Source organism: Acidovorax sp. AC410 (genome assembly GCF_979253235.1).
Map to the genome: position 1 here is coordinate 979,039 of NZ_CEEDCG010000001.1, position 25,212 is coordinate 1,004,250.

Annotated in this window: 26 protein-coding genes; 12 read left to right on the forward strand and 14 right to left on the reverse strand. The window is 70.0% G+C overall.

Translation table 11 applies throughout. The annotated features are described in order from the left end of the window. Positions 1–3: 3 nt before the first annotated feature. The 6 genes from hyi (at position 4) to AC0IZS_RS04490 (ending at position 5,438) form a co-directional block, all read left to right on the forward strand. Positions 4–786 carry a hydroxypyruvate isomerase gene (gene hyi / locus AC0IZS_RS04465; protein ID WP_471634541.1) on the forward strand — a complete coding sequence of 261 codons (783 nt, stop codon included), beginning with the start codon at positions 4–6 and terminating at the stop codon, positions 784–786. A 19-nt stretch (positions 787–805) separates the two neighbouring features. Further along, a complete protein-coding gene (gene glxR, locus AC0IZS_RS04470) occupies positions 806–1,714 on the forward strand; it encodes a 2-hydroxy-3-oxopropionate reductase (protein ID WP_471634542.1) in 909 nt (302 codons plus the stop codon). Continuing rightward, complete coding sequence (locus tag AC0IZS_RS04475) at positions 1,714–3,003, forward strand: glycerate kinase type-2 family protein (protein WP_471634543.1); 1,290 nt, start codon at positions 1,714–1,716, stop codon at positions 3,001–3,003. The genes glxR and AC0IZS_RS04475 overlap by 1 nt, the downstream gene beginning before the upstream one ends. A gap of 160 nt (positions 3,004–3,163) precedes the next feature. After that, a complete protein-coding gene (locus AC0IZS_RS04480; protein WP_471634544.1) occupies positions 3,164–4,078 on the forward strand; it encodes an EamA family transporter in 915 nt (304 codons plus the stop codon). A 165-nt stretch (positions 4,079–4,243) separates the two neighbouring features. Beyond that, a complete protein-coding gene (locus AC0IZS_RS04485; RefSeq protein ID WP_471634545.1) occupies positions 4,244–4,915 on the forward strand; it encodes an alternative oxidase in 672 nt (223 codons plus the stop codon). A 34-nt stretch (positions 4,916–4,949) separates the two neighbouring features. Continuing rightward, positions 4,950–5,438 (forward strand): RrF2 family transcriptional regulator, encoded by a 489-nt coding sequence (locus AC0IZS_RS04490; protein ID WP_471634546.1) that lies wholly within the window; start codon positions 4,950–4,952, stop codon positions 5,436–5,438. Between the two features lie 3 nt (positions 5,439–5,441). Here AC0IZS_RS04490 and AC0IZS_RS04495 read toward each other — a convergent pair whose 3' ends face one another. Next, complete coding sequence (locus tag AC0IZS_RS04495) at positions 5,442–5,885, reverse strand: winged helix-turn-helix transcriptional regulator (RefSeq protein ID WP_471634547.1); 444 nt, start codon at positions 5,883–5,885, stop codon at positions 5,442–5,444. 138 nt (positions 5,886–6,023) lie between these two features. Between AC0IZS_RS04495 and AC0IZS_RS04500 the strand changes: the two genes are divergently transcribed. The 3 genes from AC0IZS_RS04500 to AC0IZS_RS04510 are packed head-to-tail and all read left to right on the forward strand — an operon-like array spanning position 6,024 to position 9,882. Beyond that, entirely contained in the window at positions 6,024–6,668 is a 645-nt protein-coding gene (locus AC0IZS_RS04500) for a (2Fe-2S)-binding protein (RefSeq protein ID WP_471634548.1), read from the forward strand. A gap of 2 nt (positions 6,669–6,670) precedes the next feature. Beyond that, the gene (locus AC0IZS_RS04505) at positions 6,671–7,672 is read left to right on the forward strand and encodes an FAD binding domain-containing protein (protein WP_471634549.1); all 1,002 of its coding nucleotides are present in this window, start codon (positions 6,671–6,673) and stop codon (positions 7,670–7,672) included. Next, entirely contained in the window at positions 7,669–9,882 is a 2,214-nt protein-coding gene (locus AC0IZS_RS04510; protein ID WP_471634550.1) for a xanthine dehydrogenase family protein molybdopterin-binding subunit, read from the forward strand. The genes AC0IZS_RS04505 and AC0IZS_RS04510 overlap by 4 nt, the downstream gene beginning before the upstream one ends. A gap of 18 nt (positions 9,883–9,900) precedes the next feature. On the opposite strand, the gene AC0IZS_RS04515 is transcribed toward AC0IZS_RS04510, so the two are convergent. Genes AC0IZS_RS04515 through AC0IZS_RS04535 form a run of 5 tightly spaced genes read right to left on the reverse strand, consistent with a single transcriptional unit; the run spans position 9,901 to position 13,491 of the window. After that, complete coding sequence (locus AC0IZS_RS04515; RefSeq protein ID WP_471634551.1) at positions 9,901–10,893, reverse strand: Bug family tripartite tricarboxylate transporter substrate binding protein; 993 nt, start codon at positions 10,891–10,893, stop codon at positions 9,901–9,903. A 27-nt stretch (positions 10,894–10,920) separates the two neighbouring features. After that, complete coding sequence (locus AC0IZS_RS04520; protein ID WP_471634552.1) at positions 10,921–12,003, reverse strand: maleylacetate reductase; 1,083 nt, start codon at positions 12,001–12,003, stop codon at positions 10,921–10,923. Positions 12,004–12,026: 23 nt separating this feature from the next. After that, on the reverse strand, positions 12,027–12,353 hold the full coding sequence (locus AC0IZS_RS04525) for a Dabb family protein (protein WP_471634553.1): 327 nt from the start codon (positions 12,351–12,353) through the stop codon (positions 12,027–12,029). Further along, positions 12,350–12,649, reverse strand: a complete 300-nt coding sequence (locus AC0IZS_RS04530) for a YciI family protein (RefSeq protein ID WP_471634554.1) — start codon at positions 12,647–12,649, stop codon at positions 12,350–12,352. The genes AC0IZS_RS04525 and AC0IZS_RS04530 overlap by 4 nt, the downstream gene beginning before the upstream one ends. 5 nt (positions 12,650–12,654) lie before the next feature. Next, a complete protein-coding gene (locus tag AC0IZS_RS04535) occupies positions 12,655–13,491 on the reverse strand; it encodes an intradiol ring-cleavage dioxygenase (protein ID WP_471634555.1) in 837 nt (278 codons plus the stop codon). A gap of 110 nt (positions 13,492–13,601) precedes the next feature. Here AC0IZS_RS04535 and AC0IZS_RS04540 point away from each other — a divergent pair, with 110 nt between their 5' ends. Continuing rightward, entirely contained in the window at positions 13,602–14,531 is a 930-nt protein-coding gene (locus tag AC0IZS_RS04540; RefSeq protein ID WP_471634556.1) for a LysR family transcriptional regulator, read from the forward strand. Between the two features lie 6 nt (positions 14,532–14,537). Here AC0IZS_RS04540 and AC0IZS_RS04545 read toward each other — a convergent pair whose 3' ends face one another. Further along, positions 14,538–15,437 (reverse strand): LysR substrate-binding domain-containing protein, encoded by a 900-nt coding sequence (locus AC0IZS_RS04545; protein WP_471634557.1) that lies wholly within the window; start codon positions 15,435–15,437, stop codon positions 14,538–14,540. A gap of 139 nt (positions 15,438–15,576) precedes the next feature. Here AC0IZS_RS04545 and AC0IZS_RS04550 point away from each other — a divergent pair, with 139 nt between their 5' ends. Both AC0IZS_RS04550 and AC0IZS_RS04555 read left to right on the forward strand, forming a co-directional pair. Continuing rightward, positions 15,577–15,975, forward strand: a complete 399-nt coding sequence (locus tag AC0IZS_RS04550; protein WP_471634558.1) for a RidA family protein — start codon at positions 15,577–15,579, stop codon at positions 15,973–15,975. Further along, complete coding sequence (locus tag AC0IZS_RS04555; RefSeq protein ID WP_471634559.1) at positions 15,972–17,078, forward strand: oxidoreductase; 1,107 nt, start codon at positions 15,972–15,974, stop codon at positions 17,076–17,078. The genes AC0IZS_RS04550 and AC0IZS_RS04555 overlap by 4 nt, the downstream gene beginning before the upstream one ends. Positions 17,079–17,097: 19 nt before the next feature. Here AC0IZS_RS04555 and AC0IZS_RS04560 read toward each other — a convergent pair whose 3' ends face one another. The 7 genes from AC0IZS_RS04560 to AC0IZS_RS04590 form a co-directional block, all read right to left on the reverse strand. Further along, positions 17,098–18,093 (reverse strand): Bug family tripartite tricarboxylate transporter substrate binding protein, encoded by a 996-nt coding sequence (locus tag AC0IZS_RS04560; RefSeq protein WP_471634560.1) that lies wholly within the window; start codon positions 18,091–18,093, stop codon positions 17,098–17,100. 4 nt (positions 18,094–18,097) lie between these two features. Further along, positions 18,098–19,048, reverse strand: a complete 951-nt coding sequence (locus AC0IZS_RS04565; protein ID WP_471634561.1) for a Bug family tripartite tricarboxylate transporter substrate binding protein — start codon at positions 19,046–19,048, stop codon at positions 18,098–18,100. 231 nt (positions 19,049–19,279) lie between these two features. Then, a complete protein-coding gene (locus tag AC0IZS_RS04570) occupies positions 19,280–21,028 on the reverse strand; it encodes a cytochrome c biogenesis protein DipZ (protein ID WP_471634562.1) in 1,749 nt (582 codons plus the stop codon). A 33-nt stretch (positions 21,029–21,061) separates the two neighbouring features. After that, positions 21,062–22,090: an alpha/beta fold hydrolase gene (locus AC0IZS_RS04575; protein ID WP_471634563.1), complete on the reverse strand. Its 1,029-nt coding sequence runs from the start codon at positions 22,088–22,090 to the stop codon at positions 21,062–21,064. A 394-nt stretch (positions 22,091–22,484) separates the two neighbouring features. Beyond that, positions 22,485–23,237 carry a response regulator gene (locus AC0IZS_RS04580; RefSeq protein WP_471634564.1) on the reverse strand — a complete coding sequence of 251 codons (753 nt, stop codon included), beginning with the start codon at positions 23,235–23,237 and terminating at the stop codon, positions 22,485–22,487. Further along, positions 23,234–24,562, reverse strand: a complete 1,329-nt coding sequence (locus AC0IZS_RS04585; RefSeq protein ID WP_471634565.1) for an ATP-binding protein — start codon at positions 24,560–24,562, stop codon at positions 23,234–23,236. The genes AC0IZS_RS04580 and AC0IZS_RS04585 overlap by 4 nt, the downstream gene beginning before the upstream one ends. 50 nt (positions 24,563–24,612) lie before the next feature. Then, the gene (locus AC0IZS_RS04590) at positions 24,613–25,041 is read right to left on the reverse strand and encodes an organic hydroperoxide resistance protein (RefSeq protein WP_471634566.1); all 429 of its coding nucleotides are present in this window, start codon (positions 25,039–25,041) and stop codon (positions 24,613–24,615) included. Positions 25,042–25,212 lie beyond the last annotated feature (171 nt).

Genomic DNA, 25,212 nt, shown 5'->3' on the forward strand with positions numbered 1-25,212 from the left:
CGCATGCCCCGATTCGCTGCCAACCTGACCATGCTCTTCACCGAGCTGCCTTTCATCGACCGCTTCGGCGCCGCCGCGCGCGCTGGCTTCACGGCCGTCGAGTTCCTCTTCCCCTACGCCTGGCCGGCCGAGGAGATCCGTGCCCAGCTCGACGCCCACGGCCTACAGCTGGTGCTGCACAACCTGCCCGCAGGCGACTGGGGCGCGGGCGAGCGCGGCATCGCCTGCCTGCCGGGGCGCGAGGCCGAGTTCCGCGCCGGCGTGGCGCAGGCCATTGGCTATGCCCAGGCGCTGGGCGTGAAACAGCTCAACTGCCTGGCCGGCAAGGCGCCCGAGGGCGTGCCGCCCGAGCTGCTGCGCCGCACGCTGGTGGAGAACCTGCGCTTTGCCGCGCAGGCGCTGCGCCAGGCCGGGCTGCGCCTGTTGGTCGAGCCCATCAACACCCATGACATCCCGGGCTTCTTCGTGAACACCACGGCCCAGGCGCTCCGCCTGCTGGACGAGGTGGACGCAGGCAACGCCTTCGTGCAGTACGACATCTACCACGCCCAGCGCATGGAGGGTGAGCTGGCCGCCACGTTAGCCAAGCACCTGGCGCGCATAGGCCACATCCAGCTGGCCGACAACCCGGGCCGCAACGAGCCAGGCACCGGGGAGATCCACTATCCCTGGCTGTTCAAGCACATCGACGCCATCGGCTACACGGGCTGGATCGGCTGCGAATACAAGCCCGCCACCACCACCGAGGCCGGCCTGGGCTGGCGCGAAGCCCTGACCCAAGCATGATTTTCAAGGACATCTTCCAATGACCACCACCTCCCTCAAGATCGGTTTCATCGGCCTGGGCACCATGGGCGCGCCCATGGCGCAGCACCTGATCCAGGCCGGCCACCAGCTCTTCGTGCACACCCGCGGGCGCGTGCCGCCCGCCATTGCCGAGAGCCGGGCCACCCAGTGCGTCACGGCGCGCGGCGTGGCCGAGCGGGCCGACATCATTTTCACCATGGTGCCCGACACCCCGCATGTCGAGGACGCGCTGTTCAGCGAGAGCGGGGTGGCCGCCGGCCTCAGCAAGGGCAATACCGTGGTGGACATGAGCTCGATCTCGCCCATCGCCACCAAGGACTTCGCGCAGCGCATCAACGCCCTGGGCTGCGACTACCTCGACGCACCGGTCTCGGGCGGCGAGGTGGGGGCGAAGAACGCCACGCTGTCCATCATGGTCGGCGGGCCGGACGCGGCGTTCGCGCGCGTCAGGCCGCTGTTCGAATTGATGGGCAAGAACATCACCCTGGTGGGCGGCAACGGCGACGGGCAGACCGCCAAGGTGGCCAACCAGATCATCGTGGCGCTGAACATCGAGGCCGTGGCCGAGGCCCTGGTGTTCGCCGCCAAGGCCGGCGCCGACCCGGCGCGCGTGCGCCAGGCGCTGATGGGCGGCTTCGCCTCGTCGAAGATCCTCGAAGTGCATGGCGAGCGCATGCTGCGCCGCACCTTCGACCCGGGCTTTCGCATCGAGCTGCACCAGAAGGACCTGAACCTGGCCCTGGCCAGCGCGCGCGCCCTGGGCGTGGCCCTGCCCAACACCGCCATGGCGCAGGAGCTGTTCAACAGCTGCGTGGCGCAGGGCGGTGCGGCCTGGGACCATTCGGCCCTGGTGCGCGCGCTGGAGACCCTGGCGCATTTCGAGATCGGCCAGGCGCCGGCCCGCTGATGGCAGCACAGCCCCCTGCCACGCCGCAGCAGGCGCTGCTGCTGCGCATGTTCGACGCAGCCATCGCCAGTGCCCAGCCGGCCCTGTGCGTGCCGCCGCACCTGCCCACTGCGTCGCTGGGCTCGGGGCGCCTGGTCGTCATCGGCGCGGGCAAGGCCTCGGCCGCCATGGCGCGGGCGGTGGAGGACCACTGGGATGGGCCGATCTCTGGCCTGGTCGTCACGCGCTACGGCTACGCCGTGCCCTGCCGCCACATCGAGATCGTCGAGGCCGCCCACCCCGTGCCCGACGCCGCCGGCATGGCGGCCGCGCAGCGCATGCTCGACTGCGTGGCCGGCCTGCGCGCGGACGACCTGGTGCTGTGCCTCATCTCGGGCGGCGGCTCGGCGCTGCTGCCCCTGCCGCTGCCAGGCATCACCCTGGCCATGAAGCAGGAGGTGAACCGCGCGCTGCTGCAGTCGGGCGCCACCATCGCCGAAATGAACTGCCTGCGCCGCCACCTCTCGGCCATCAAGGGCGGGCGGCTGGCGCTGGCCTGCCACCCGGCGCGCGTGCTGACCCTGCTGCTGTCGGACGTGCCCGGCGATGCCCCCGTCGACATCGCCTCCGGCCCCACCGTGGGCGACCCCACGACCTGCGCCGATGCGCTGGGCATCGTGCGCCGCCACGGCATCGCGCTGCCACCGGCGGCGCGCGAGCTGCTGGAGTCGGGCCAGGGAGAATCGCCCAAGCCTGGCCACCCCCACCTGGCCCGCAGCGAGGTGCGCATGGTGGCCACGCCCCAAATGGCCCTGGAGGCAGCGGCCGAGGTGGCGCGCCAGGCCGGCTACACCCCGTACATCCTGGGCGATGCGCTGGAGGGCGAGGCGCGCGACGTGGGCCGGGTGCTGGGCGGCATCGCGCTGCAAGTGGCGCAGCGCCAGCAGCCGTTTGCCACGCCCTGCGTGCTGCTTTCGGGCGGCGAAACCACGGTCACCGTGCGCGGCGACGGGCGCGGTGGGCGCAATGTGGAATGCCTGCTGTCCATGGCCCTGGCATTGCAGGGCCACCCGCGCATCCATGCGCTGGCTGGCGACACCGATGGCGTGGACGGACAGGAAGAGATCGCGGGTGCCCAGCTCACGCCCACCACGCTGCAGCGCGCGCGGGCCCAGGGCATCCGGCCCGCCGATGCCCTGGCACGCAACGACGGCCATGGATTCTTCGGCGCGCTGGGCGACGCAGTGGTGACCGGACCCACACTGACCAATGTGAACGACTTTCGCGCCATCGTGATCGACGGGCCCTGAAAGCGCTTGCACCAAGCGGCGCGGGGATGTCCGATTCTGATGCCCGGTTGTCCCCCGCGTGCATGGCATCGGGCAGGGGCAAGGCCTAAGATTCGGGGATGCCCTGCCGAATCTTCCCCCTGCCCCATCTCCTCGTTTTTGCCAACCCAAGGTCCGCCCCATGAGCGCGCCCGCCGCCCTGCGCCCGCGCGACCTGGTGCTCGCGCTGCTCGTGATCCTTGTCTGGGGTGTCAACTTCGCCGTCATCAAGGTCGGTCTGGTCGGCGTGCCGCCGCTGCTGCTGGGGGCGCTGCGCTTCATGCTCGCAGCCTTCCCGGCGCTGCTGTTCTTCAAGGCGCCCAAGGTGCCGCTGCGGCTGTACCTGGCCTTCGGGCTGAGCATGTCGGTGGGGCAGTTCGCCTTTTTGTTCAGCGCCATCCACGTGGGCATGCCCTCCGGCCTGGCCTCGCTGGTGCTGCAGTCGCAGTCGTTCTTCACGCTGGTGCTCACGGCCCTGTGGCTGCGCGAGCGCTGGCAGGGCAACCAGTTGGCCGGCCTGCTGCTGGCGGCCGGGGGGCTGATGCTGATCGGCAGCGCGCATGGCGCCTCGATGCCGCTGCTGGGTTTTCTGCTCACGGTGGCCGCCGCCGCCATGTGGGCCTGCGGCAACATCGTGAGCCGGGCCGTGGGCCGGCATGGGCCCATGAACCAGCTGGCCTTCGTGGTCTGGGCCAGCCTGGTGCCACCGCTGCCGCTGCTGGCGCTCTCGCTCCTGATCGAGGGGCCTGCCGCCATCTCCGCGGCGCTGCAGGGCTTCGGCCTGGCGTCCTTCGCCTCGGTGGCCTACCTGGCCTGGGCGGCCACGCTGTTCGGCTATGGGGTGTGGACCTTCCTGCTCTCGCGCTACCCCATCAACCGCGTGGCGCCCTTCACGCTGCTGGTGCCCCTGGTCGGCCTGAGCACGGGCTGGCTGGCCTTTGGCGAGACACTGCAGCCGGTGCACTTCGTCGGCGGGGCCTTGCTCATGGTCGGCCTGTTCGTGAATCTCTTCGGGGCCCCGCTGCTGGCTCGCCTGCGGCTGCAGTGGAAAGCCTGATCCCGGCACGCCCGTAACTCAGGGCGCCGTCTCCGTGAGGGGGCGACGCCCTTGACGCCTGGCGCTTAAAGATATACATTAAATCAATGTTTACGCGGCGCGGTAGACAGCAAGCCATCCAGGACCCCGGCCATCCGATCCCAGCGCCTTTACTGGAATGCACCCATGACCACCGACACCCACGGCACCCAAGCCCCCCACACCGACCACAGCCTCGATGCGCACCACCCCGCCGCCGGCTTCTCCGACCGCGTGGCCCTGTCCATCACCCTCGCGCTGCGCTTTTTCGCCGATACCTTCTTTGCCAAGCGCTACGGCAACCGCGCCATCGTCCTCGAGACGGTGGCAGCCGTCCCCGGCATGGTGGGCGGCATGCTCGTGCACCTGCGCTGCCTGCGCTGGATGGTGGACGACGAAGGCTGGATTCGCACCCTGCTCGACGAAGCCGAGAACGAGCGCATGCACCTCATGACCTTCATCGAGATCGCCCGGCCCAACTGGTTCGAGCGTGCGGTGATCCTGTTCACGCAGGCCGTTTTCTTCGTGTGCTTCTTCGCGCTGTACCTGGTCTCTTCGCGCACGGCACACCGCCTGGTAGGCTACTTCGAAGAGCAGGCCGTGGTCAGCTACACGCTGTACCTGGCGGAGATCGACGCAGGCCGGGTCGAGAACGTGCCGGCACCCGCCATCGCCATCGGCTACTGGAAGCTGCCCGCCGATGCCCGCTTGCGCGACGTGGTGTTGGCCGTGCGTGCCGACGAGGCGGGCCACCGCGACGTGAACCACGGCTTTGCCGATGCGTTGGCCGGCTTGGCCACCGCACAACACGCCAGCTGAGACAATCCAGCGCAACGCCCTCCTGCCCAGCCCCATGCGCCTGACCGTATTCACCGACTATTCCCTGCGCGTGCTGCTCGTGCTGGCTTCGCGCACCGAGGCCCTGGTCACCATCGCCGACATCACCGAGGCCTTCAGCATCTCGCAGGCGCACCTGATGAAGGTCACCCATGCGCTGGGCAAGACGGGCTGGGTGGACACGGTGCGCGGCCGCAATGGCGGCATGCGCCTGGCGATGGACCCGCGCAAGCTCTCGCTCGGCGAGGTGGTGCGCCGGCTGGAGGTCGACTTCGCACTGGTGGAATGCATGGGCGAGGACAACCACTGCGTGCTGACCGGCGGCTGCGGCCTGGAGGTGGCCCTGAAGCTGGCCACCGAGGTCTTCCTGCGCGAGCTGGACCGCTATTCCATCGCCGACCTGGTCAACACCAGCCCGGCGCTGGCGCAGCTGGCGCTGTGGCAGCCAGTCACCTGGAAGGGGCTGGCGCAGCGTCCGGCCGCAGCGGACCGCAGCCACGCCTGACCACTACGGTGCTTCGCACCCGCCGGCGGCCCCACCGCCGGCTTCGAAGGCCTTGCGCGAATCGCGGATGCCCTGGCGGTGCTCCTCGGCCCACAGCCACACGCCGCAGAAGGCCGCGCCCAGGCTCAGTCCGCGCTCGGTCAATTCATACTCCACGCGCGGCGGCACCACGGCAAACACGGTGCGCACCACCAGGCCATCGGCCTCCATCTGGCGCAGGGTCTTGGTCAGCATCTTCTGGCTGATGTCGCCTACCAGTTCCCCCACGCGGGTGAAACGCAGGCGCCCGTGCTCGGCCAGCACCTCCAGCGCCAGCATGGTCCATTTGTCGGCCACGCGGCCGATGATTTCGCGCACCAGCCGGTCGAGCTCCGGGTCGGTGGCGCCCGGCGGTGGGTGCTTGTGCAGCGGGTAGCGGTGGGCGTGGGTGGTGTCGTGCATGGTCATGGCGGTTTCCGCGCGGTAAGTGAGGCACTTTCAAGTGCCTACTTCCCATGGGCTGGTGCAGATCATACGATCCGCGCCATCGCACAGTCCCGATGGCCACACGCTGGATCGGGCTGGCTCCCACCGCAGGAAATCCCGATGAAACACCCCTGTCCCCATGCATCCGCCGAGCCCGGCCAGGCTTGTGCGAGTGGCCCCGAACTCAACCGCCGCGAGGTGGTCGTCAGCAGTGCCATGGCCGCCCTGGCCGGTGGTATCACCATCGACGCCAGCGCAGCACCTGCCGCCTCGGCCGCGCCTCCTGCCTTCCAGGTGCCGATCCGCATGCAGGTCAACGGCCAGCCCGTGGCCCTGGTGGTCGATGCGCGCACCTCACTGCTCGACACGCTGCGCGAGCACCTGGCCCTCACGGGCGCCAAGAAGGGCTGCGACCACGGCCAGTGCGGTGCCTGCACAGTACACCTCGACGGCCAGCGCGTGGCCTCGTGCCTCACGCTGGCGGTGCAGGCCGACCGGCGCGCGGTGACCACCATCGAGGGCATCGCAGGCCCCGGCGGCGCACTGCACCCCATGCAGCAGGCCTTCATCGACCACGACGCGCTGCAGTGCGGGTACTGCACGCCGGGCCAGATCATGGCGGCGATTGCCTGCGTGCGCGAAGGGCATGCGAAGTCGCCCGAGCAGATCCGCGAGTACATGAGCGGCAACCTGTGCCGCTGCGGCGCCTACGTGGGCATCGTGGGCGCCATCCAGCAGGCGGCCCCCCTGGTGCGGAGGTTCTGAGCATGCGCCCCTTCGCCTACTCCCGCGCCACCACGGCGGCCGATGCCGTGCGCGCCATGGCCGCCGCCCCCGAGGGCACGCGCTTCCTGGCCGGCGGCACCACGCTGTACGACCTGATGAAGCTGGACGTGATGGCGCCGCCCGCCGTGATCGACATCACCGGTGTACGCGAGCTCTCGGCCATCCACACCGTGGGCGCCGAGCTGCGCTTCGGTGCGCTGGCCCCCATGGCCCGGGTGGCCGCCGATCCGCGCGTCATGGTGCTCTACCCGGCGCTGGCCGAATCGCTGTGGAAGGCCGCCTCGCAGCAGCTGCGCAACATGGCCAGCGTGGGCGGCAACCTGCTGCAGCGCACGCGCTGCGCGTACTTTCGCGGCGGCGAGTCCTACCCCTGCAATAAGCGCCAGCCCGGCAGCGGCTGCGCCGCCATCGACGGCGCCGACCGCGGCCAGGCCCTGCTCGGCGCGAGCGACGCCTGCAACGCCGTGTACCCCGGCGACTGGGCGGTTGCACTCACGGCCTTCGATGCCGTGGTGGACACCATCAGCCCGCGCGGCATGCGCAGCATTCCCATCGAGGCGCTGCACCGCGAGCCGGGCAGCACGCCGCACATCGAGACCGCGCTGGCCGCCGACGAGCTGGTCACGCGCATCCGCGTGCCGGCGTCACCGCTGGGCCGGGCGTCCACGTACCACAAGGTGCGCGACCGCGAGTCCTATGCCTTCGCGCTGGCATCGGCCGCCGTGGCACTGCAGATCGATGGCGGCGTGGTGCGCGAGGCGCGCATTGCGCTGGGGGGCGTGGCCACCCGCCCATGGCGCGCGCGCCAGGCAGAGCAGGCGCTGATTGGCCAGCCGCTCACGCGCGACAGCGCACTGCAGGCCGCCGCCATCGCCTTCGAGGGCGCCAGGGCCGGGCACCACAGCGGTTTTCGCATCGAGCTCGGCCGCCAGACGGTGGCCGACGCACTCCTCATCGCCAAGGAACGGGCAGGCACGGCATGACCACAGCGACACATTCACCCCAGGCATTTCCCGACACGGCGCGCGTGGACGCCTACGACAAGGTGCGCGGCGCCACGCGCTACGGCACGGACCAGAACCTGCCCGGCATGGCCTACGCCATGCTCGCGGTGGCGCGCATCGGCCGCGGCACGCTGCGCTCTATCGACCGCAGTGCGGCCCAGGCCGTGCCCGGCGTGCGCCTCATACTCACGCACGAGGACGTGCGGGGCCTGGCCTCGGCCGGCTTCATCCTGGGCGGGGGCTACGGCGTGCAGAGCCTGCAGCCGCTGGCCGGCACCGTCATCGGCTACCACGGCCAGCCCATCGCCATCGTGGTAGCCGACACCTTGGAAGCGGCCACAGAGGCCGCCGCCCGGGTGCGCGCCACGTACGACGAAACGCCTTTCACCGTGGATTTCGCCGCACCCGGCAACCGTGCTCTCCCACAGGCCGACCTGCCACTGCCCAAGCCGGCCTTTGCCGACAAGCTGCGCGGCGATGCGGATGCGGCCTATGCCGCCGCCGCCGTGCGGGTGGAAGCGCAGTACCGCGGCCCCGCGCAACATGCCAATCCCATCGAGCTGCTGGGCACGGTGGCGCACTGGCAGGGCGATGCGCTCACGGTCTACGAATCCACGCAGAACAGCGGCGCCCTGCGCCATGGCCTGGCCAGGCAACTGGCGGTGCCGCCCGAGCAGGTGCGCGTGGTGTCGCCCTCGGTCGGTGGTGGCTTTGGCCAGAAGAATTCGCTGCAGGGCCACACGGTGCTGGTGGCGCTGGCGGCGCGCCGGCTGGGCCGCCCGGTCAAGCTGGTGGTGACGCGCGAGCAGGTCTTCCATGCCTCGGGCTTTCGGCCGGCCAGCACGCACCGGCTGCAACTGGGCGCCGATGCCGCAGGCCGGCTGCAGGCCATCACGCACGAGGTGCAGCAGCAGACTTCGCAGCACGACCTGTTCCCCTCATCGTGCACCGAGATATCGGCCAGCATGTACGCCTGCGCCCACTTTCGCGGGCGCGAGAGCCTGGTGCGCACCGACACGCACACGCCGGGCTTCATGCGCGGGCCGTGGGAGCACTTCACCTGCTTCGCACTGGAGAGCGCCATGGACGAGCTGGCCCATGCGCTGGGGCAGGACCCCGTGGCCCTGCGCCTGGCCAACGACACGCAGGTCGACCCGCAGTCGGGCAAGCCCTTTTCCTCGCGCCACCTGGCGCAATGCCTCACGCGCGGCGCCGAGCGCTTTGGCTGGTCGCGCCGCAGCAGCGCCCCGGGGTCCATGCAGGCGGCCGATGGCACGCTGATCGGCTGGGGTGTGGCCGCCGGGGCCTACAAGGCGGCGACGGCCCCGGCCATTGCGCGGCTGCGCGTGTCGGACGATGGCCGTGTGCGCATCAACATCGGCGGGCACGAGATGGGCCAGGGCATCCGCACTGCCGTGGCCAACACCGTGGCCGGGGTGATGCAGGTGCCCGTGCACCAGGTCACGGTGGTGCTGGGCGATACGCGCGGCGTGCCCCAGCACCTGACCGCCGGCTCCTGGGGCACGGCCACGGCGCTGCCGGCAGCGCTCCAGGCGGCCGAGGAGGCCATGGCGCAGCTGGCGGCGCTCAATACCTCGCGGCGCGCGCGCACGCCAGCGCAGATCCTGAAGGCCGCGCGCACGCCCTTCATCGAGGTGGAAAGCCGCCACCGCGCACCGGGCCAACCCGAGCCGATCTACGCCCGCCTGGCCCAGGGCCTGCCCGCGGCGGCGGGACCGCACTACCCGGAGTTCGCGGCCTTCAGCTACATCGCGCATTTCGTGGAGGTGCGCATCGAGCCCCACACACGCCGTGTGCGCGTGCCGCGCGTGGTGAGCGTGGCCGACTGCGGCCGCGTGGCCAGCCCGCGCACCGCACGCAGCCAGGTGCAGGGCGGCGTGGTCTGGGGCATCGGCGCGGCACTGCGTGAGGTCAGCGAGGTGGATCCGCGCTACGGCGGTTTCCTCAACGCCAACCTGGCCGAGTACGTGCTGCCGGTGAACCTCGATATCGGCAGCATCGAGGCCGACTTCATCGACGAGCCCGACCCGCGCATCAACAACCTGGGCGTGAAGGGCCTGGGCGAGGTGGTCATGACCGGCGTGGCACCGGCGATTGCCAACGCCATCTTCCACGCCACGGGCAAGCGCCTGCGCGACCTGCCGATCCGGCTGGAGCACCTGCTCTGAAAGAGCGGGTGAAGCGGCTCAGTCCAGGGTGATGTTGTTGCCCTTGATGACATTGACCCAGCGCTTGCCGTCCACCTGCAGTACGCTGGCAAAGGCCTCAGGCGTGCCGCCGATGGGCACCAGGCCCATGCTGCCCAGGTACTTTTTGTACTCGTCGGAGGCCACGATCTTCTGCGACGCGGCGGCCACCATGTCGATGGCGGCCTGCGGCGTGCCCTTCAAGGCAAAGATGCCGTGCCAGGAATCGCCCTCGAAGCCCGGGAAGGTCTCGGCCACGGTGGGCACCTGGGGCAGGGATTCGAGGCGCTGGCGGCTCGACACGGCCAGCGCCCGCACCCGGCCCGTGCGGATGAACTGCAGCACGTCGGCAATGGGGCTGAAGGCCGTGTCCACCGTGCCGCCCACGATGTCGTTGAGTCCGCCGTCCTTGTAGGGCACGTGGTTCATCGCAACGTTGGCGCTGTTGGCGAAATGCGCCATGGACACATGCGGCGCCGTCGCCACGCCGTAAGAGGCATAGCTCACCTTGCCCGGCTTGTCCTTCGCCTCCTTGATGAGGTCCGGCAGGGTCTTGAAGGGCGAGCTGTTGGCCACGGTGATCACCAGCGGGATCGACAGGGTCTGGATCACCGGCACCAGGTCGCCGACCTGGTAGGGCAGCTTCTTGTAGACATAGGGGTTGATCGAGATCGTGCCGCTGGCGGTGTACAGCAAGGTGTAGCCGTCGGCCGGGGCAGCGACGAACTGCTGCGTGCCGACGATGGTGCTGGCGCCCGGCCGGTTGTCGACGATGACGCCCTGGCCCACGGCCTTGGCCAGCCGCTCGGCCCAGAAGCGGGCCATCACGTCGGGCGCCGTGCCGGCCGGGAAGGGCACGATCACCTTGATGGGGCGGCTTGGGTACTTGTCCTGCGCCAGGGCCGGCACGGCCAGGCAGGGTGCCAGGGCGAGCAGCGCCAAGCCCATGAGGCTGGGGCGGCGGGGGGATGGTTGGGTTGCTTTCGTTGTCATACTTGTCTCCTTTGGAATGGTTGTTCGTTACGGCAATGGCGCAGCAGTGGGCCTTCGCCCCTCGTAGGCCATCTGCAGCAGGTGGCGCACAGCGTTCTTCTCCAGCGGCCGGGGGTTGGGGTACTGCTGGGTCAGGGCCAGGTCGCATGCGGTGTCGAGGTCGGCCTCGCGCAGGCCCAGGTCACGCAGGGCCACGGGCGCGCCCGTGGCCAGCGCCAGGTCGAACAGCGCGCCAGCCACGTCGCCGGGCGCCACGCCACCCAGGGCGCGCGCGATGCGCTGCGCGGCACCGGGCACATGGCGGAGGTTGAAGGCCAGCGCATGGGGCAGCACCACGGTGTGGGTCTCGGCGTGCGGCAGGCTGAAGCTGCCGCCCAGGGTGTGGCACAGCTTGTGGTGCAGGGCCACGCTGACGTTGCCCAGCACGCTGCCGCACAGCCAGGCGCCGTACAGGGCATCGCCGCGCGCCTGCACGTCGCTGCCGTCACAGTGCAGGGCCGGCAGCGCCCGGGCCAGCGCGCGGATGCCCTCCTCGGCCATCAAGTCCATGACGGGGTTGCCGTCCTCTGCATACAGGCCCTCCACCGCATGCGCAATGGCATTGATGCCGCTGGTGATGCTCAGCGGCACGGGCAGCGACAGCGTGAGCTCGGGGTCGTAGATCACCGTGCGCGGCATGACGCGGGCATCGCGGCCCGTGGTCTTGAGGCCGGCTTCGGTGATGCCGTAGATCGGCGTCATCTCGCTGCCCGCATAGGTGGTCGGTATGGCCAGGATGGGCAGGCCCGATTCGAGCGCAATCGCCTTGCCCAGGCCGATGGTGGAGCCGCCGCCGATGGCGACGGCGCAGTCGGCCCCCAGCCGGCGCGCCTCGTCGCGCGCCGCCCGCGCGGCCTCGATGGGCACATGCATCTCGGCCCGGGCGAAGACGCCGGCCGCGCGCGCACCCAGGCGGTCTGCCACCTGCTGGGCCTGGGCCACCTGCCCGGGCGTGCACAGCACCAGGGCGCGGCGGGCACCCAGCAGGTCGATCTCGCGTTCGAGGTGGGCCAGCGCCCCGGCGCCGAACACGGTGCGCGGCGACTGGTGGCGGTAGATGAAGCCGTACATGGGGTGGTTCTCTTGCCGCCCACTCATGCCGCAGCGACCGGGTAGTCCACCTGGTAGCGCGCCGTGCGCATGGCGCCCAGTTCGGCCCGCACGCGCAGGTGCTCCGGGTGCTCGGCATAGGCGGCCAGGGCCTCGGGCGAATCGAACTCGCTGTAGAGCACCACGTCGCAGGCGTAGCCGGTGCGGCTCACGTCCACGCCGATCTCCAGGTGCCGCATCCCGGGGATGCGGCCCTTGAGGCTGTCGAAGCTGGTGCACAGGCGCTCGATGGTGCGTTGCCGCTCGGCAGGCGTGTCGCCCTGCACGTTCCACATCACGATGTGGCGGATGGTTTGCGGGTAGGTGCTCATGCAGGGAACCCCGTCTTCTGGGGCCAGAGGTTGATGAAGGCGTGGACGGTGGTGCTGACGTACAGGCCCGCCTGGGTGAATGGCTCGTTCGCCAGCCAGGCGAGCGCCGCTTCACGGGATTCGAAGTCGATGACCAGCAGGCTGCCGAGCATGGTGCTGCCGTCGTCGTGCACCAGGGGCCCGGCGAACGCGATGCGCTGCTGCACCAAACCCAGGTAGGCCTTGTGCTGCGGGCGCACGGCCTGGCGCAGGTCGCCGGCATCCGGCCGGTCGAGCAGGAGAAAGCTGAACAGCATTGGCCTCACCCCGCCTTCGCCGGGTTGAGCACGAAGTCGTACGCGAGCAAGTAGCTGCCATCGGGTTGCAGGGCCCAGTCGCAGACCAGGGACTGGCGCACGCCGAACACCGCGTCGGAGTCGAGGTAGTCGCTGTCCTGCCGGAAGACGTGGGTGATCAGCGTCTCGTAGCCCGGCGCCTTCACCATGAAGTGCAGGTGCGCCGGGCGCCAGGGGTGGCGGCCGGTGGCCTGCAGCATGGCGCCCACGGGCCCGTCGTGCGGAATGGCGTAGGGCACGGCGACGATGGAGCGGAAGTGGTAGCGGCCCTCGGCGTCGGCACGCAGCTGCCCGCGCGCCTGCGCCTGCTCCAGCGCCTCGTGCTGCACGTCGTACAGGCCGTCGTCGTCGGACTGCCAGACATCGAGCGTGGCGCCTGCAATGGCCTCGCCCCGCGTGCCACGCACCGTGCCGCGCACCTGGCAGGGCGTGCCCTTGGCGCCGTTGGCGATGTCGGCGCCCAGTTCGTACTGCGGTGCATCCTTCACGTAGAAGGGGCCGAACACCGTGGCCTCGGTGCAGCCTTCAGGCTTGTGGTTGTTCATGGCCACGGTGAGCATGGACAGGCCCAGCACGTCCGACAGCAGGATGAATTCCTGCCGCTTGTCGTCGGTGATGTGGCCGCAGCGGGTGAGGAATTCGACGCCCTTGAACCACTCGTCCTCGGTCAGTTCCACCTCGCGGGCGAAGGCGTGCAGGTGCTGCACCAGGCTGATGAGGATTTGCTTCAGGCGCGGGTCGGCGGTACCGGCAAAGCTGGCGATGACCGCCTGGGTGATGTTGTCCTGGTCGAGGTTGCGCATGGTTCCTGTCTCCGCCGTGGTGTTCGCTGGCTGTGAGACCGGACTTTATGATTTCCACAAAACAATATAAACAGGTCAAAATGGAATGAAGATTTCCAATAAATGAAAATATGGACCGCCTTACCGAGCTGGAGTTGTTCATCAAGGTCGCCGAGGTGGGCAGCATGGGCGGTGCGGCCGAGGCGCTGGGGCTGTCCAACCCCGCCGCCAGCCGCCACCTGGCGTCGCTCGAAGCCCGGCTCAAGGCGCGGCTGGTGGAGCGCAACACCCGGCGCCTGTATCTGACCAGCGAGGGCCAGGAGTTCTACGAGCGCGCGCGCGCCGTGCTCGCCGAGCTGCAGGATGCGGAGACGGCCATCAACTCCAGCACGCTCAAGCCCTCGGGGGTGCTGCGCGTCAGCGCCTCGCTGTCGTTCTCGATGCAGCTGATCGCCCCGCGCCTGGCGCAGTACCACCGGCTGTACCCGCAAGTGCGCGTGCACATCGAGGCGGCCAACCGCTACCTGGACATGATCGAGAACGGCATCGACGTGGCGATCCGCAACCGCGAGTTCGAGCCCGACAGCAGCATCACCATCCGCAGGCTGGCCACCACGCGCCGGGTGCTGTGCGCCTCGCCGGCCTACCTGGCCTCGCACGGCATGCCCCAGTCGCCAGGCGAACTCGCGGCGCACGACTTCTTGATCTACGTGTACGCCAACCATGCGCACGAGCTGCGCCTGGCCCGCGGCGCGGACAGCTGTGTGGTGCCCATCCAGGGCCTGCTCGAATCGAACGATGGCCAGGTGCTTCGCGCCGCGGCGCTGAGCGGGCTGGGCATCCTGGTGCAGCCCAGCTACATCGTCTACGACGACATCGTGGCCGGGCGGCTGGTGCCGGTGCTCAACGACTGGGACCTGCCGCGCATCCAGATCAACATCGCCTACCCGAGCCGCAAGCACCTGTCGGCCAAGGTGCGCTCCTTCATCGATTTCATGGCCGACGAGTTCGAGAAGAACGGCTACGAGCGCAAGTGGACCAGCTACATGGGGCTGCGCTGAGACCTGTCACACCCGGTTGCCGAATTGGCCGTTTACCCACTCGCGCAGCACGCGCGTGGCCGGCCGGTCGGCCGCGCGCGGGCTGTAGACCAGGTCGTAGCGGTAGCTGTCCACCGCAAGATCGAAGGGCTGCACCAGCACGCCCGAGCGCAGCTCGTCTGCCACCAGCGTCAGGCTGAGCAGGCCCACGCCCTGGCCCGCCACGGTGGCCTGCACGGCATGCATCTCCTCGGTGAACGACAGCCCCGCATCCGGGGGCGCGTCGCCGACCAGCCCTGCCTGCTGCAGCCAGGTGCGCCAGACCGGCGCGAGCGACTCGTCGCGCGGCGCCTGGCCCCATTCGAAATGAATCAGCGGCACGGCACCCAGGTCGCGCAGCGCGGCCACCGCCAGGGCCGGTGTGCAAACGGGGGCAAAACGGTCCTGGAACAAGGGCTCCACCACCATGTCGGCATAGCGCCCGCTGCCGTAGCGGATGGCGGCATCGGCCTCGGTGTCGAGGTCCACCACCCGGTGGCTGGCATCCAGGCGCAGGGCCCAGCCCGGGTGCTGTGCGCTGAACGAGCCGACGCGCGGCGCCAGCACCTTGGCCATGAAGGCCACGGTCGATGACAGCGTGGCCGTCTGCGCCTGGCCCTGGGTGCGACGCACGCGCTCGACTGCGCGCTCGAAGCTGTCCAGCCCATCGCGCAACACGGGAAACAGCTGGTGCCCTGCGGCCGTCAGCGACACCTGGCGTGTTCCGCGCTCGAACAGGCGCAGGGCCAGGTGCTCCTCCAGCAGCTTGATCTGGTGGCTCACGGCCGTGGGGGTGACGTGCAGCTCGTCGGCCGCGTCCTTGAAGCTCAGCCGCCGCGCGGCGGCCTCGAACACCCGCATGGCACCCAAAGGGGGAAGTCTGCGCATCGCGACAGTTTAGTTCTACTCATCTGTCGCCTGAAAAATCAACCTTTGTCGAGTGCCACTCCTTTTAAGAAACTTGCGGCATGTCATCGCCTTCGGGCGAACCATGACCCAACCCTGTTCATCCATCAAGGAAACCACCATGCCATTCACGCAAGTCCATACCCAGCCCGACCCTTATGCCCCCTTCCTGCTGTCGCAGGCCATTGCGCTGGGCAACCTGGTCTTCGTCTCGGGCCAGGCGGCCATCGGCGACGACGGCGCCATCGTCGGCAGGGGCGACTTCGATGCCCAGGCCCAGCAGGCCTTCAAGAACCTCGACCGGGTGCTCCAGGCCGCCGGCACGGACCTGCGCCATGTGGCCAAGGTCACGATCTTCCTGACCTCCATGGCGCACTTCCCGAAGATCGTGGAGCTGCGTCGCCAATGGTTCAGCGCGCCCTACCCTGCCGACACCATCGTCGAGGTCTCGGGCCTGTACTCGCCCGACGCGATGATCGAGATCGAGGCCATCGCCACCATCCCCGGGGTGCCCGCATGACACCCCTGCTGTCGCCCACCCGCATCGGCCCCCTCGCCCTGCCCAACCGGCTGGCCGTCGCGCCCATGACGCGCGTCAGCGCCACAGCCGAAGGCCATGCCACCGAGCGCATGGCACGCTACTACGCGCGCTTTGCAGAGGGTGGCTTCGGCCTGGTGATCACCGAGGGCATCTACACCGACCAGGCCTTTGCCCAGGGCTACGCCCACCAGCCGGGGCTGAGCGACCGCGCGCAGGCCCTGGCCTGGCGCCCCGTGGTGCAGGCCATCCACACGGCGGGCGGGCGCGTGTTCGCGCAGCTCATGCATGCGGGCGCGCTGTCACAGTTCAACCGCTTTCGCGACCACACGGCGGGGCCGTCGGCAATCCGCCCGCTGGGGCAGCAGATGGCGCTGTACCGCGGCGAAGGCCTCTACCCGCTGCCCGTGGCGATGTCCGAGGCCGACATCGCCGAGGCCATCGCCGGCTTTCGCCGGGCGGCACGGCTCGCGGTGGAAGTGGCCGGCTTCGACGGCGTGGAGGTCCATGGCGCCAATGGCTACCTGCTCGACCAGTTCCTCACCGGCCACACCAACAGCCGCAGCGATGCCTGGGGCGGCCCCATCGGCCAGCGCGTGCGCCTGGCCTGCGAGGTGGTGCAGGGTGTGAGGCAGGAGCTGGGCAGCGCAGCGCCGATCGGGGTGCGCATCTCGCAGGGCAAGGTCAACGACTTCACCCACCGCTGGCCCGAGGCCGAGGGCGGTGCAGCCACCGTGTTCAGCGCCCTGGCACAGTCGGGCGCGGACTGCCTGCACGTCACCGAGTTCGAGGCCTGGCGCCCAGCCTTCGCCGATGGCGGCGCCAGCCTGGTGCAGCTGGCGCGCCGCCATGCGCCCGGCACCACCCTCATCGCCAACGGCGGCCTGCACGACCCCGCACGCGCGGCGAACGCGCTGGGCGATGGTGCGGACCTCGTGGCCCTGGGCCGCGGTGCACTGGCCAACCCCGACTGGCCGCAGCGCCTGCGCGATGGCCTGGCGCCGCGCGCGTTCGATCCGGCCCTGCTGTCGCCGCTGGGGGATCTCAAGGCGGCAGAGTTCGAGACCGCGGACGCAAGCGGGTGATTCGAAGGGCTGCGCGACCCTATTCGGCCTTCACCCCGGCGGCCTTGACCACGACTTCCCAGCGGGCCTTTTCCCTGGCGATCAGGGCGCCGAATGCCTGTGCGGTGGCAGGAGTGGGCTGGGCCCCTTCGCTGGCCAGGCGCTGGGCCACCGCCGCAGCGACCAGGGCGTCGTTGGTGCGCGCATTGAGCCGCTGCACCACGTCGGCCGGCGTGCGCGCGGGGGCGACCAGGCCGTACCACTGGTCGGCTTCGAAACCGCGCGTGCCCGCTGCGCCGGACTGCTCGACCGCAGGCACATCGGGCAACTGCACCAGGCGCTGGCGGCTGGAGACCGCCAGCGCCTTGATCTTGCCGGCCTTGATGTGCGGCAGCAGCGCAGGCACGCCGGTGAACAGCATCTGCACCTGGCCCGCGAGCAGGTCGTTCACCGAGGGTGCCGTGCCCTTGTAGGGCACGTGCAAGGCCTTCAGCCCCGTCTGCAGCTTGAGCAGCTCCATCGCCAGGTGGGCCGCACTGCCATTGCCACCCGACCCATAGGCCAGCCGGTCGGGGTGCGACTGCGAGTAAGCCACCAGTTCGGCCAGGCTGCCGGCAGGTACCGAGGGATGGAGCACCAGCACGTTGGGCACCCGGGCCACCAGGGCCACGGGCGCAAAGGCCTTGAGCGGATCGAAGCCGAGCTGCGAGTACAGCCAGGGATTGACCGCCAGCGTGCCGGTGTGGCCCATGAAAAGCGTGTGGCCGTCGGGCGGCGAGCGCAGGGCCCGCTCGGAGCCCAGGGTTCCCCCCGCTCCCGGAACGTTCTCGACGATGACCGGCTGGCCCAGCGATTGACCCAATTCCAGCCCCACGGCCCGCGCCAGGATGTCGCTGGAGCCCCCGGGCGTGAAGGGCACGATGATGCGCACCGGCCGCGAGGGAAAGTCGGCCGCCGCGTGCGCAAGCCGCGCCCCGGCGAGCAACGGCAGGCCCAGCAGGGGCAGGAACCGGCGCCGGGGCAGGAAGGCCGCCATGGGTTCAGTCCGGCTTGATGCCGGTCTCCTTGACCAGCTTCTCGTAGCGCTGGCGTTCGGAGCGCACCAGCGCGGCAAACTGCGCGCTGCTGCCGGGCGTGACCTCGCCACCCACGCCGGTCATGCGCGCCTTGACCTCGGGCTGCCCGAGTGCCTTCTGCACCTCGGCATGCAGCCTGTCGGTGATGGCCTTGGGCGTGCCTGCGGGCGCGACCAGGCCGTACCAGACCGAGGCCTCGAAGCCGGGGTAGCCGGATTCGGCGATAGTCGGCACGTCCGGGAAGATGCTGGTGCGGTTGGCGCTCAGCGCGGCCAGCACCTTGAGCTTGCCGCTCTTCACGTGCGGCAGGGCCTCCAGCGCGTTGACCGCCACCAGCGGCACCTGGCCGCCGATGGTGTCGGTGATGGCCGGCCCGCCGCCGCGGTAGGGCACGTGCTGCAGCGCAATGCCGGCCGCCTTGGCGAACAGCTCCACCGCCATGTGCGGCGTGGCGCCGTTGCCCGGGCTGGCGAAGGCGATGCCATCGGGCTTGGCCTTGGCCGCCGCGATGAGCTGCGCCACGGTGTTGTACGGCGCCGCTGGGTTGGCCGCGATGACCACGGGCACCCGGCCCACCTGCGAGATCAGCACCATGTCCTTCTCGGCATCGAACGGCGCGGGCTGGTACAGCGCCATGTTGGCCGCCAGTGCGTTGGCCGCGAGCATCAGCGTGTAGCCGTCAGGCACCGCGCTGATCACGGACTTCACCGCGATGTTGGTGCCGGCGCCGGGCTTGTTCTCGATGACGATGGGCTGGCCCATGCTGACGGACATGGCCTGGCCCACCGTGCGCGCGACGATGTCCACCGCGCCGCCGGCCGGGTAGCCCACCACCAGCTTGATGGGCCTGTCGGGATAGGCCGGCGCCTGCGCCCAGGCGCCCGGCAGTGCCAGCACGGCGAGCAGGGCCAGCACCGATCGGCGTGCGGGGGAAGGGTAAGGCGCATGAAGTCTCCTGGCGTTGTCGTTGTTGTCCTGTCCTGTCGCGGGCCGCGACGGCACCGCTCCATTCTGAACGGCCGGTGCCCGGCCCGCTACGCCAGATGGGGCCTAGCAGATAGGCCCGTCTTCAATACCGGCGAGGCCCCGCACCGGGGCCCGTTGGTGGGCATGGCGCACACACTGAACAGGTCGCCGAGGGGCCGTTCAGCCAAAGGTGAAGGCATAGCTGCGCGCGCCCGCATCCAGGAACTGGATCTCCACGGTGCGGGGCTTCACCGTGCCGCCCTGGCGGATCAGTTGGTAGAGCCGCGTCGCGTCCGCCACCCCATTGCCTTCGGCGTCCACGTCCGTTCCATGGTGGATACCGGGCGGCTGGCCGTCCAGTGTCACCCGAAAGCGCACGGGCTGGCCGGTGGCCGCACCCAGCACGAGGTTGGCATCGCGGGCCTCGAAGCGCACCGCCAGGCGGCCGCCCGGCTGGTGGGCCTGCACGAACTCGGGGCCCAGCGTCCAATTGCCGGCAAGCGACCAGGTGTTGGTCTGCAGCGGCGCAGCGGTGTAGTGCGCCGGCTGGTCGGCCACGACCCTGCCGGCCACGCGCGGACGGCTCCCCTTCTCGTACCCCAGGTAGGTCTCGGGGCTGCGCAGCGTATCCGCATCGGCAGCCAGGCCCAGGCCCCGGGTGTCTGGTCGGGCATTCGGTGGCACGGCGCCGGTGCTGGAAGTGGAGGAGGCGCCAGCCTCGCGCAGCAGCTCCTCGATCACGCGCTCGGAGGCCGCGTAGCCGCCTTCGCCGAACTGGTGGTGCCGCACACGGCCTTGCGCATCGACGAAGTACAGCGCCGGCCAGTACCGGTTGTTGAAGCTGCGCCAGATGCGGAAGTCGTTGTCCTGCACCACGGGGTAGGGGATGCCGAGATCGCGCACAGCCCGCTGGACGTTGCCGGGGTCCTTCTCGAACGCGAACTCCGGGGTGTGTACGCCCACCACCACCAGGCCGCGGTCCGCATACTTGTGCGCCCAGGCCTTGACGTAGGGCAGCGTGCGCAGGCAGTTGACGCAGGAGTAGGTCCAGAAATTCAACAACACGACCTTGCCGCGCAGCGCGGCAATGGACAGCGGCGCGGCATTGAGCCACTGGGTGCCGCCATCGAGGCTGACCCGCGTGGATTCGATGGGCAGGCTGGAGGGGCGTGGTGTGGCATGGCGGTCGGCGGGCAACTCGGCCGCCTCGGCCCCTGGCATCGCTCGCTGCAGCAGCCGGGCTTCGAACCCACCTGCAGCCCCGGGGCCGGTGAGCCGGGCCAGCACGCCGGTGTCCACGCCCAGGGCGACCGCGAGCACCGCGGCCAGCATCACACCGCCAGCGAGGCGGCGGCCGGCGACGCCAGGCAACCAGCGCGCCTTCAGGGCCGCCAGGGGCCGGGCGCCCATCCGCAATGCCACCCACAGGGCCAGGGCCGCACCCGCGCCGTAGGACAACAGCAGCAGCGAGGTGTGCACATCCGGGCCGGCCAAGGCGGCGCTGGAGAGCACCAGGCCCAGCACCGGCCCCGCACACGGTGACCAGACCAGGCCGGTGGCGACGCCCAGCAGCGCGGAGCCCAGCCAGGGGCTTGGGGTCTTGACGCGCAGCAGGCGTTCGCCCGCCCGGACCAGCGGGCGGCTCCACCAGCCCGCCACCCCGGGCAGCAGCAAGGAAACCGCGAACCAGGCCAGCGAGGCCAGTGCGATCCAGCGGCCGGCCTGGTTCAGGTGCACGGCCCAGGCACCCGCCACCGCACCCAGCGAGGCCACGGACGCGAAGGCAACGACCATGCCGGCGAGCAAGGGCAGGTGGCCCTGTGCAGCGGGCCGGTCATGGCGCGCGAAGACGAAGGGCAGGACCGGCAGGATGCAGGGGCTGAGCAGGGTCAGCACCCCGCCGGCGAACGCGAGGATATAGAGGGTCATGGCAGCAGCTCCTGGCGGGTTGGTGGCCGGGGGTCAGAGCCGGGTGACGTCGATCACCGCCTGCGCGAAGGCGCCGGGCGCTTCCTGTGGCAGGTTGTGGCCGATGCCGCCGCTCAGGTGGCGGTGCTGGTACCTGCCCGTGAACTTCTTCGCATAAGCGGCTGGGGCCGGATGGGGCGCGCCATTGGCATCGCCTTCCATCGTGATGGACGGCACGCCGATGCTGGGCGCGGCCACCAGCTTTTCCTCCAACGCATCGAAGCGCGGCTCGCCACCCACCAGGCCGATGCGCCAGCGGTAGTTGTGGACCACGATGGCCACATGGTCCGGGTTCTCGAAGGACTGGGCACTGCGCTGGTAGGTCGCTTCATCGAACTGCCACTGCGGCGAGGCCTGCTGCCAGATGAAGCGGTTGAACGCGGCCGGGTTGGCGGCGTAGCCATCGCGGCCGCGGTCGGTCGCAAAGTAGGACTGGTACCACCAGGCGAACTCGGCGGCCGGCGGCAGCGGCTTGGCATTGGCCTTGGGGTTGCCGATCAGGTAGCCGCTCACGGAGACCAGGCCGGCGACGCGCTCGGGCCAGATGGCAGCCAGGATGCAGGCCATGCGCGCACCCCAGTCGAAGGCGCCCAGCACGGCCTGGCGGATTCCGAGCGCGTCCATCAGCGCAATGATGTCCTGGGCCACGGCACCCTGCTGGCCGTTGCGCACGGCGTCTGCGGACAGGAAGCGGGTGCCGCCGTAGCCGCGCAGGTAGGGCACGATCACGCGGTAGCCGGCAGCCGCCAGGCGCGGCGCGACATCGACGAAGGCATGGATGTCATAGGGCCAGCCGTGCAGCAGGAGGGCGACAGGGCCGTTGGCCGGCCCGGCCTCTGCGTACTCGACGCGCAGGTCGCCGGCATCGACGGTCTTGAGCCCATCGAAGCGGGTCGCCCCGCCGCTGCCCGCCGCAGCGCGCGCTGGGGCGGTGAGCAGGCTGCCGACGGGAGCGATGGCCAGGCCGAGGGCGGCGCTGCCCAGGAAACTGCGGCGGCGGGTGGATGGGTTGGTGGTGTCCATGGTCGATTCTTTCAGGGGATTGACGGGCGCCGACACGGTGTCAGCGGCTGCCCCTAGTACATCGCCGCCGTGTATGTGGCATGTGTCATGGCCCCCCTGGAAGTGCATGGCGGTGTAGCCAGATCGGCGCCGGATACACAGCCATACAAAGCCGCCGCCAGCGAGCGCGCGCATGGCCGCGCCAAAAACGCCACCGCCACCCTGAAGGTGGCGGTGCTGCGGTGGTCCGAAGGAAGCCGGAACGCTAGGACGGAGGGAGGGCGCCTCGCCGCCGTGGCGGGGACGCACTGGCAGAGGGCACGGCACAGGGTCGGCCCGCGGGCTGGCTGATCTCCGAGGCCAGCCCGCCGAAAAGGAACAAGAGCGAGAACAACCATCTGCGCATGGTCAGCCCCTAGCCTTCCTGTGCTTCGACCTGGGCCGCGAAGACATAGCCCTCGCTGCGCACGGTCTTGATGTAGCGCGGCTCGCGCGCATCGTCGCCCAGGCATTTGCGCAGGCGGCTGATCATGAGGTCGATGGAGCGCTCGAACAGCTCCGCCTCGCGCCCCTGGGTGATGGACAGGATCTGGTCGCGCGTCAGCACTTTTTGCGGATGGTCCACGAGCACGCGCAGCAGCCGGTACTCGGCCCCGCTCAGGGGCACCAGGGTGCCCTCCTTGTCCAGCAGGGCGCGTTCCACGGTGTCCAGCCGCCAGTCGCCAAAGGCCAGGTAGCGTGCTTCCTCGGTGCTGCGCATGTTGGGCGGCAGCATGCGCGTGCGCCGCAGCACGGACTTGATGCGCGCCAGCAGCTCGCGCGCGGCAAAGGGCTTGGCCAAGTAGTCGTCAGCACCCATCTCGAGCCCGAGGACGCGGTCGGCCTCGTCGCCACGGGCGGTGAGCATGATGATGGGCACGGCCTTGAACTTGCCGGCGCGCAGGTCGCGGCACAGTGTCAGGCCGTCTTCGCCGGGCAGCATCAGGTCCAGGATGATGAGTTCAAAGGGACCCGCCGTCTCCAGGGTCTGGCGCATGTGCCGCCCCGTGGGCACGGTGGTGACGCGGTAGCCATTTTTCTGCAGGTAGGCGCTGACCAGGTCGCGGATCTCGCGGTCGTCGTCGACCACGAGGATGTGGTCGCTGGGGGCAACGGTGGTACTCATCATGGGGATGCAATCGGGGTGTGGGCGGGTAGTTTCAGGCGCGCGCACAGGCCGCCCTCGGGGCGGTTGTGCAGGCTGAGCTCTCCGGCTAGCGACAGGGCCAGCTGGTGCGCGATGGCCAGGCCCAGGCCGGAGCCACCGGTCTCGCGGTTGCGCGAGCCCTCGACGCGGTAGAAGGGCTGCAGCACTGCCAGCAGCTGCGCTTCGGGAATGCCCGGTCCGGTGTCGCAGACGTCGATGTACAGGTGGTCCTGCTCCAGCCGCACGCGCAGTTCTGCACGCTCGCCATATTTCAGCGCATTGTCGACCAGGTTGGTGAGGATGCGGCGCAAGGCATGCGGGCGCGTGGTGACGGGCACGGTGACCTCGCCCACCATGGTGACGGGGCTGCCCGTGTCGGCGTAGTCGTTGGCGATACTGCGCACCAGGGCGTCCAGGTCCAGGCGGCGCAGTTGCTCCTGCGAGCCCTGCAGCGTCTTGGCATAGCCCACGCCTTCCTGCACCAGCGTACGCATGGCATCGAGGTCGTGGCGAAATTTGTCGGCTTCGGGCATGCCCTCGAAGAGGTCGACACGCAGGCGCATGCGGGTGATGGGTGTCTGCAGGTCGTGCGAGATTGCCGCGAGGATCTGCATGCGTTCGTTGAGGTAGCCGGCAATGCGCCGCTGCATGGCGTTGAAGGCGCGTGCGGCCTGCGCCACCTCGGCCGGCCCGCTTTCCGCCACAAGCGAGGGCTGCAGGTCAGGGCCCAGCTGGTCCGCCGCGGCCGCCAGCCGCTTGAGCGGCCGCGTGACCAGGCGCATGCCCGCCCACGCACAGGCCGCCAGCACCAGCAACTGGGCGAGCAGCAGCCAGGTGACCCAGTCAGAGACCGGCATCGGAACCCGGCGCGCGAGCACATAGAGCGACGATCCATCACCGAGGCGCACCTGCATGCGCACCGTCTCCAGCAGGTTCTCGAGCTGGCCCACAGCCAGCACCGGGAACGGGCGCAGTGCGGTGGCCACGACCTCGACGAAGCGCGACAGGGCGGGCGAGGTTGGGGGCGCCGTGTCGACGACACCTTGCAGGGAGAAGGTGTAGTTGGGCCGCTCCAGGCGCTGGAGCCAGTCCTCCCGCTCGCTGGCGGGCAGCCGGTCCAGAATGGCCACCGAGCTGGCGATGTCGCGCTCGACGCCGCTGACCATCAGGTTCATGAGCGTCTGGCCCCGCTCGTAGCGGATGGCCACATAGGTCAGCAGCTGCGCGAGCGCCATGCCCAGCACCACGAGGAGCGTGGTGCGAGCCAGCAGGGTGGACGGCCAGAGCCGCCGCAGGAATGAGGGCACGGGCTTCCTTAGCAAATGGGCCAGGGCATGGCGGGACGCTGGCAGTCCGTTCAGGCGACGGACAGCTCGACCGCGATGTTGCCGCGGGTTGCCTTGGAATAGGGGCACAGCTGGTGCGCGCCTTCGACGATGGCCAGGGCCTGGTCGCGGTCGACGCCGGGCACGCTGACCTTCAGGCGCGCCGCCAGCGCAAAGCCGTCCGGCCCCTGCACCAGGTCCACTTCGGCATCCACGGCCAGGTCTTCCGGTAGCCGCACGCCCACGGTCTGCGCGGCGCGTGCCATGGCGCCCATGAAGCAGGCCGACCAGCCTGCTGCGAACAGCTGCTCGGGGTTGGTGCCCTGGCCCACCGTGCCGAAGCGCGTGAGTACGATGTCCAGCCGGCCATCGTCACTGCGCGAGGCGCCGGTGCGGCCACCGGTGGTGTGGGTGCGGCCCGTGTAGAGAACTGTTTCTTCGGTGCTTGCTGCGGCAGTCATGGTGTGGTCCTTGGGGAGTGTTTGCTTGTCGAAATGACGGCCGGATTGTTGAACCAGACGGCGCTGTGCCCCAGCGGTTTCTTGACCCAATGTAGCCCGCCAAGGGCTGCGTACAAAACCATACAAAACTCCCCGCCGCGCGCGCAGGCTGTGCAGCGGTACGGCAGCCCC

Coding starts and splice junctions, on each gene's coding strand:
- AC0IZS_RS04545 (WP_471634557.1), bottom strand. CDS start 15,437: ATGCGCAGACTTCCCCCTTTGGGTGCCATGCGGGTGTTCGAGGCCGCC.
- AC0IZS_RS04590 (WP_471634566.1), bottom strand. CDS start 25,041: ATGACTGCCGCAGCAAGCACCGAAGAAACAGTTCTCTACACGGGCCGC.
- AC0IZS_RS04580 (WP_471634564.1), bottom strand. CDS start 23,237: ATGATGAGTACCACCGTTGCCCCCAGCGACCACATCCTCGTGGTCGAC.
- AC0IZS_RS04560 (WP_471634560.1), bottom strand. CDS start 18,093: ATGGCGGCCTTCCTGCCCCGGCGCCGGTTCCTGCCCCTGCTGGGCCTG.
- AC0IZS_RS04555 (WP_471634559.1), top strand. CDS start 15,972: ATGACACCCCTGCTGTCGCCCACCCGCATCGGCCCCCTCGCCCTGCCC.
- AC0IZS_RS04510 (WP_471634550.1), top strand. CDS start 7,669: ATGACCACAGCGACACATTCACCCCAGGCATTTCCCGACACGGCGCGC.
- AC0IZS_RS04475 (WP_471634543.1), top strand. CDS start 1,714: ATGGCAGCACAGCCCCCTGCCACGCCGCAGCAGGCGCTGCTGCTGCGC.
- AC0IZS_RS04480 (WP_471634544.1), top strand. CDS start 3,164: ATGAGCGCGCCCGCCGCCCTGCGCCCGCGCGACCTGGTGCTCGCGCTG.
- AC0IZS_RS04570 (WP_471634562.1), bottom strand. CDS start 21,028: ATGACCCTCTATATCCTCGCGTTCGCCGGCGGGGTGCTGACCCTGCTC.
- AC0IZS_RS04520 (WP_471634552.1), bottom strand. CDS start 12,003: ATGTACGGCTTCATCTACCGCCACCAGTCGCCGCGCACCGTGTTCGGC.
- AC0IZS_RS04525 (WP_471634553.1), bottom strand. CDS start 12,353: ATGAGCACCTACCCGCAAACCATCCGCCACATCGTGATGTGGAACGTG.
- AC0IZS_RS04575 (WP_471634563.1), bottom strand. CDS start 22,090: ATGGACACCACCAACCCATCCACCCGCCGCCGCAGTTTCCTGGGCAGC.
- AC0IZS_RS04535 (WP_471634555.1), bottom strand. CDS start 13,491: ATGCGCAACCTCGACCAGGACAACATCACCCAGGCGGTCATCGCCAGC.
- AC0IZS_RS04485 (WP_471634545.1), top strand. CDS start 4,244: ATGACCACCGACACCCACGGCACCCAAGCCCCCCACACCGACCACAGC.
- hyi (WP_471634541.1), top strand. CDS start 4: ATGCCCCGATTCGCTGCCAACCTGACCATGCTCTTCACCGAGCTGCCT.
- AC0IZS_RS04530 (WP_471634554.1), bottom strand. CDS start 12,649: ATGCTGTTCAGCTTTCTCCTGCTCGACCGGCCGGATGCCGGCGACCTG.
- AC0IZS_RS04515 (WP_471634551.1), bottom strand. CDS start 10,893: ATGACAACGAAAGCAACCCAACCATCCCCCCGCCGCCCCAGCCTCATG.
- AC0IZS_RS04490 (WP_471634546.1), top strand. CDS start 4,950: ATGCGCCTGACCGTATTCACCGACTATTCCCTGCGCGTGCTGCTCGTG.
- AC0IZS_RS04505 (WP_471634549.1), top strand. CDS start 6,671: ATGCGCCCCTTCGCCTACTCCCGCGCCACCACGGCGGCCGATGCCGTG.
- AC0IZS_RS04540 (WP_471634556.1), top strand. CDS start 13,602: ATGGACCGCCTTACCGAGCTGGAGTTGTTCATCAAGGTCGCCGAGGTG.
- AC0IZS_RS04500 (WP_471634548.1), top strand. CDS start 6,024: ATGAAACACCCCTGTCCCCATGCATCCGCCGAGCCCGGCCAGGCTTGT.
- AC0IZS_RS04550 (WP_471634558.1), top strand. CDS start 15,577: ATGCCATTCACGCAAGTCCATACCCAGCCCGACCCTTATGCCCCCTTC.
- AC0IZS_RS04495 (WP_471634547.1), bottom strand. CDS start 5,885: ATGACCATGCACGACACCACCCACGCCCACCGCTACCCGCTGCACAAG.
- glxR (WP_471634542.1), top strand. CDS start 806: ATGACCACCACCTCCCTCAAGATCGGTTTCATCGGCCTGGGCACCATG.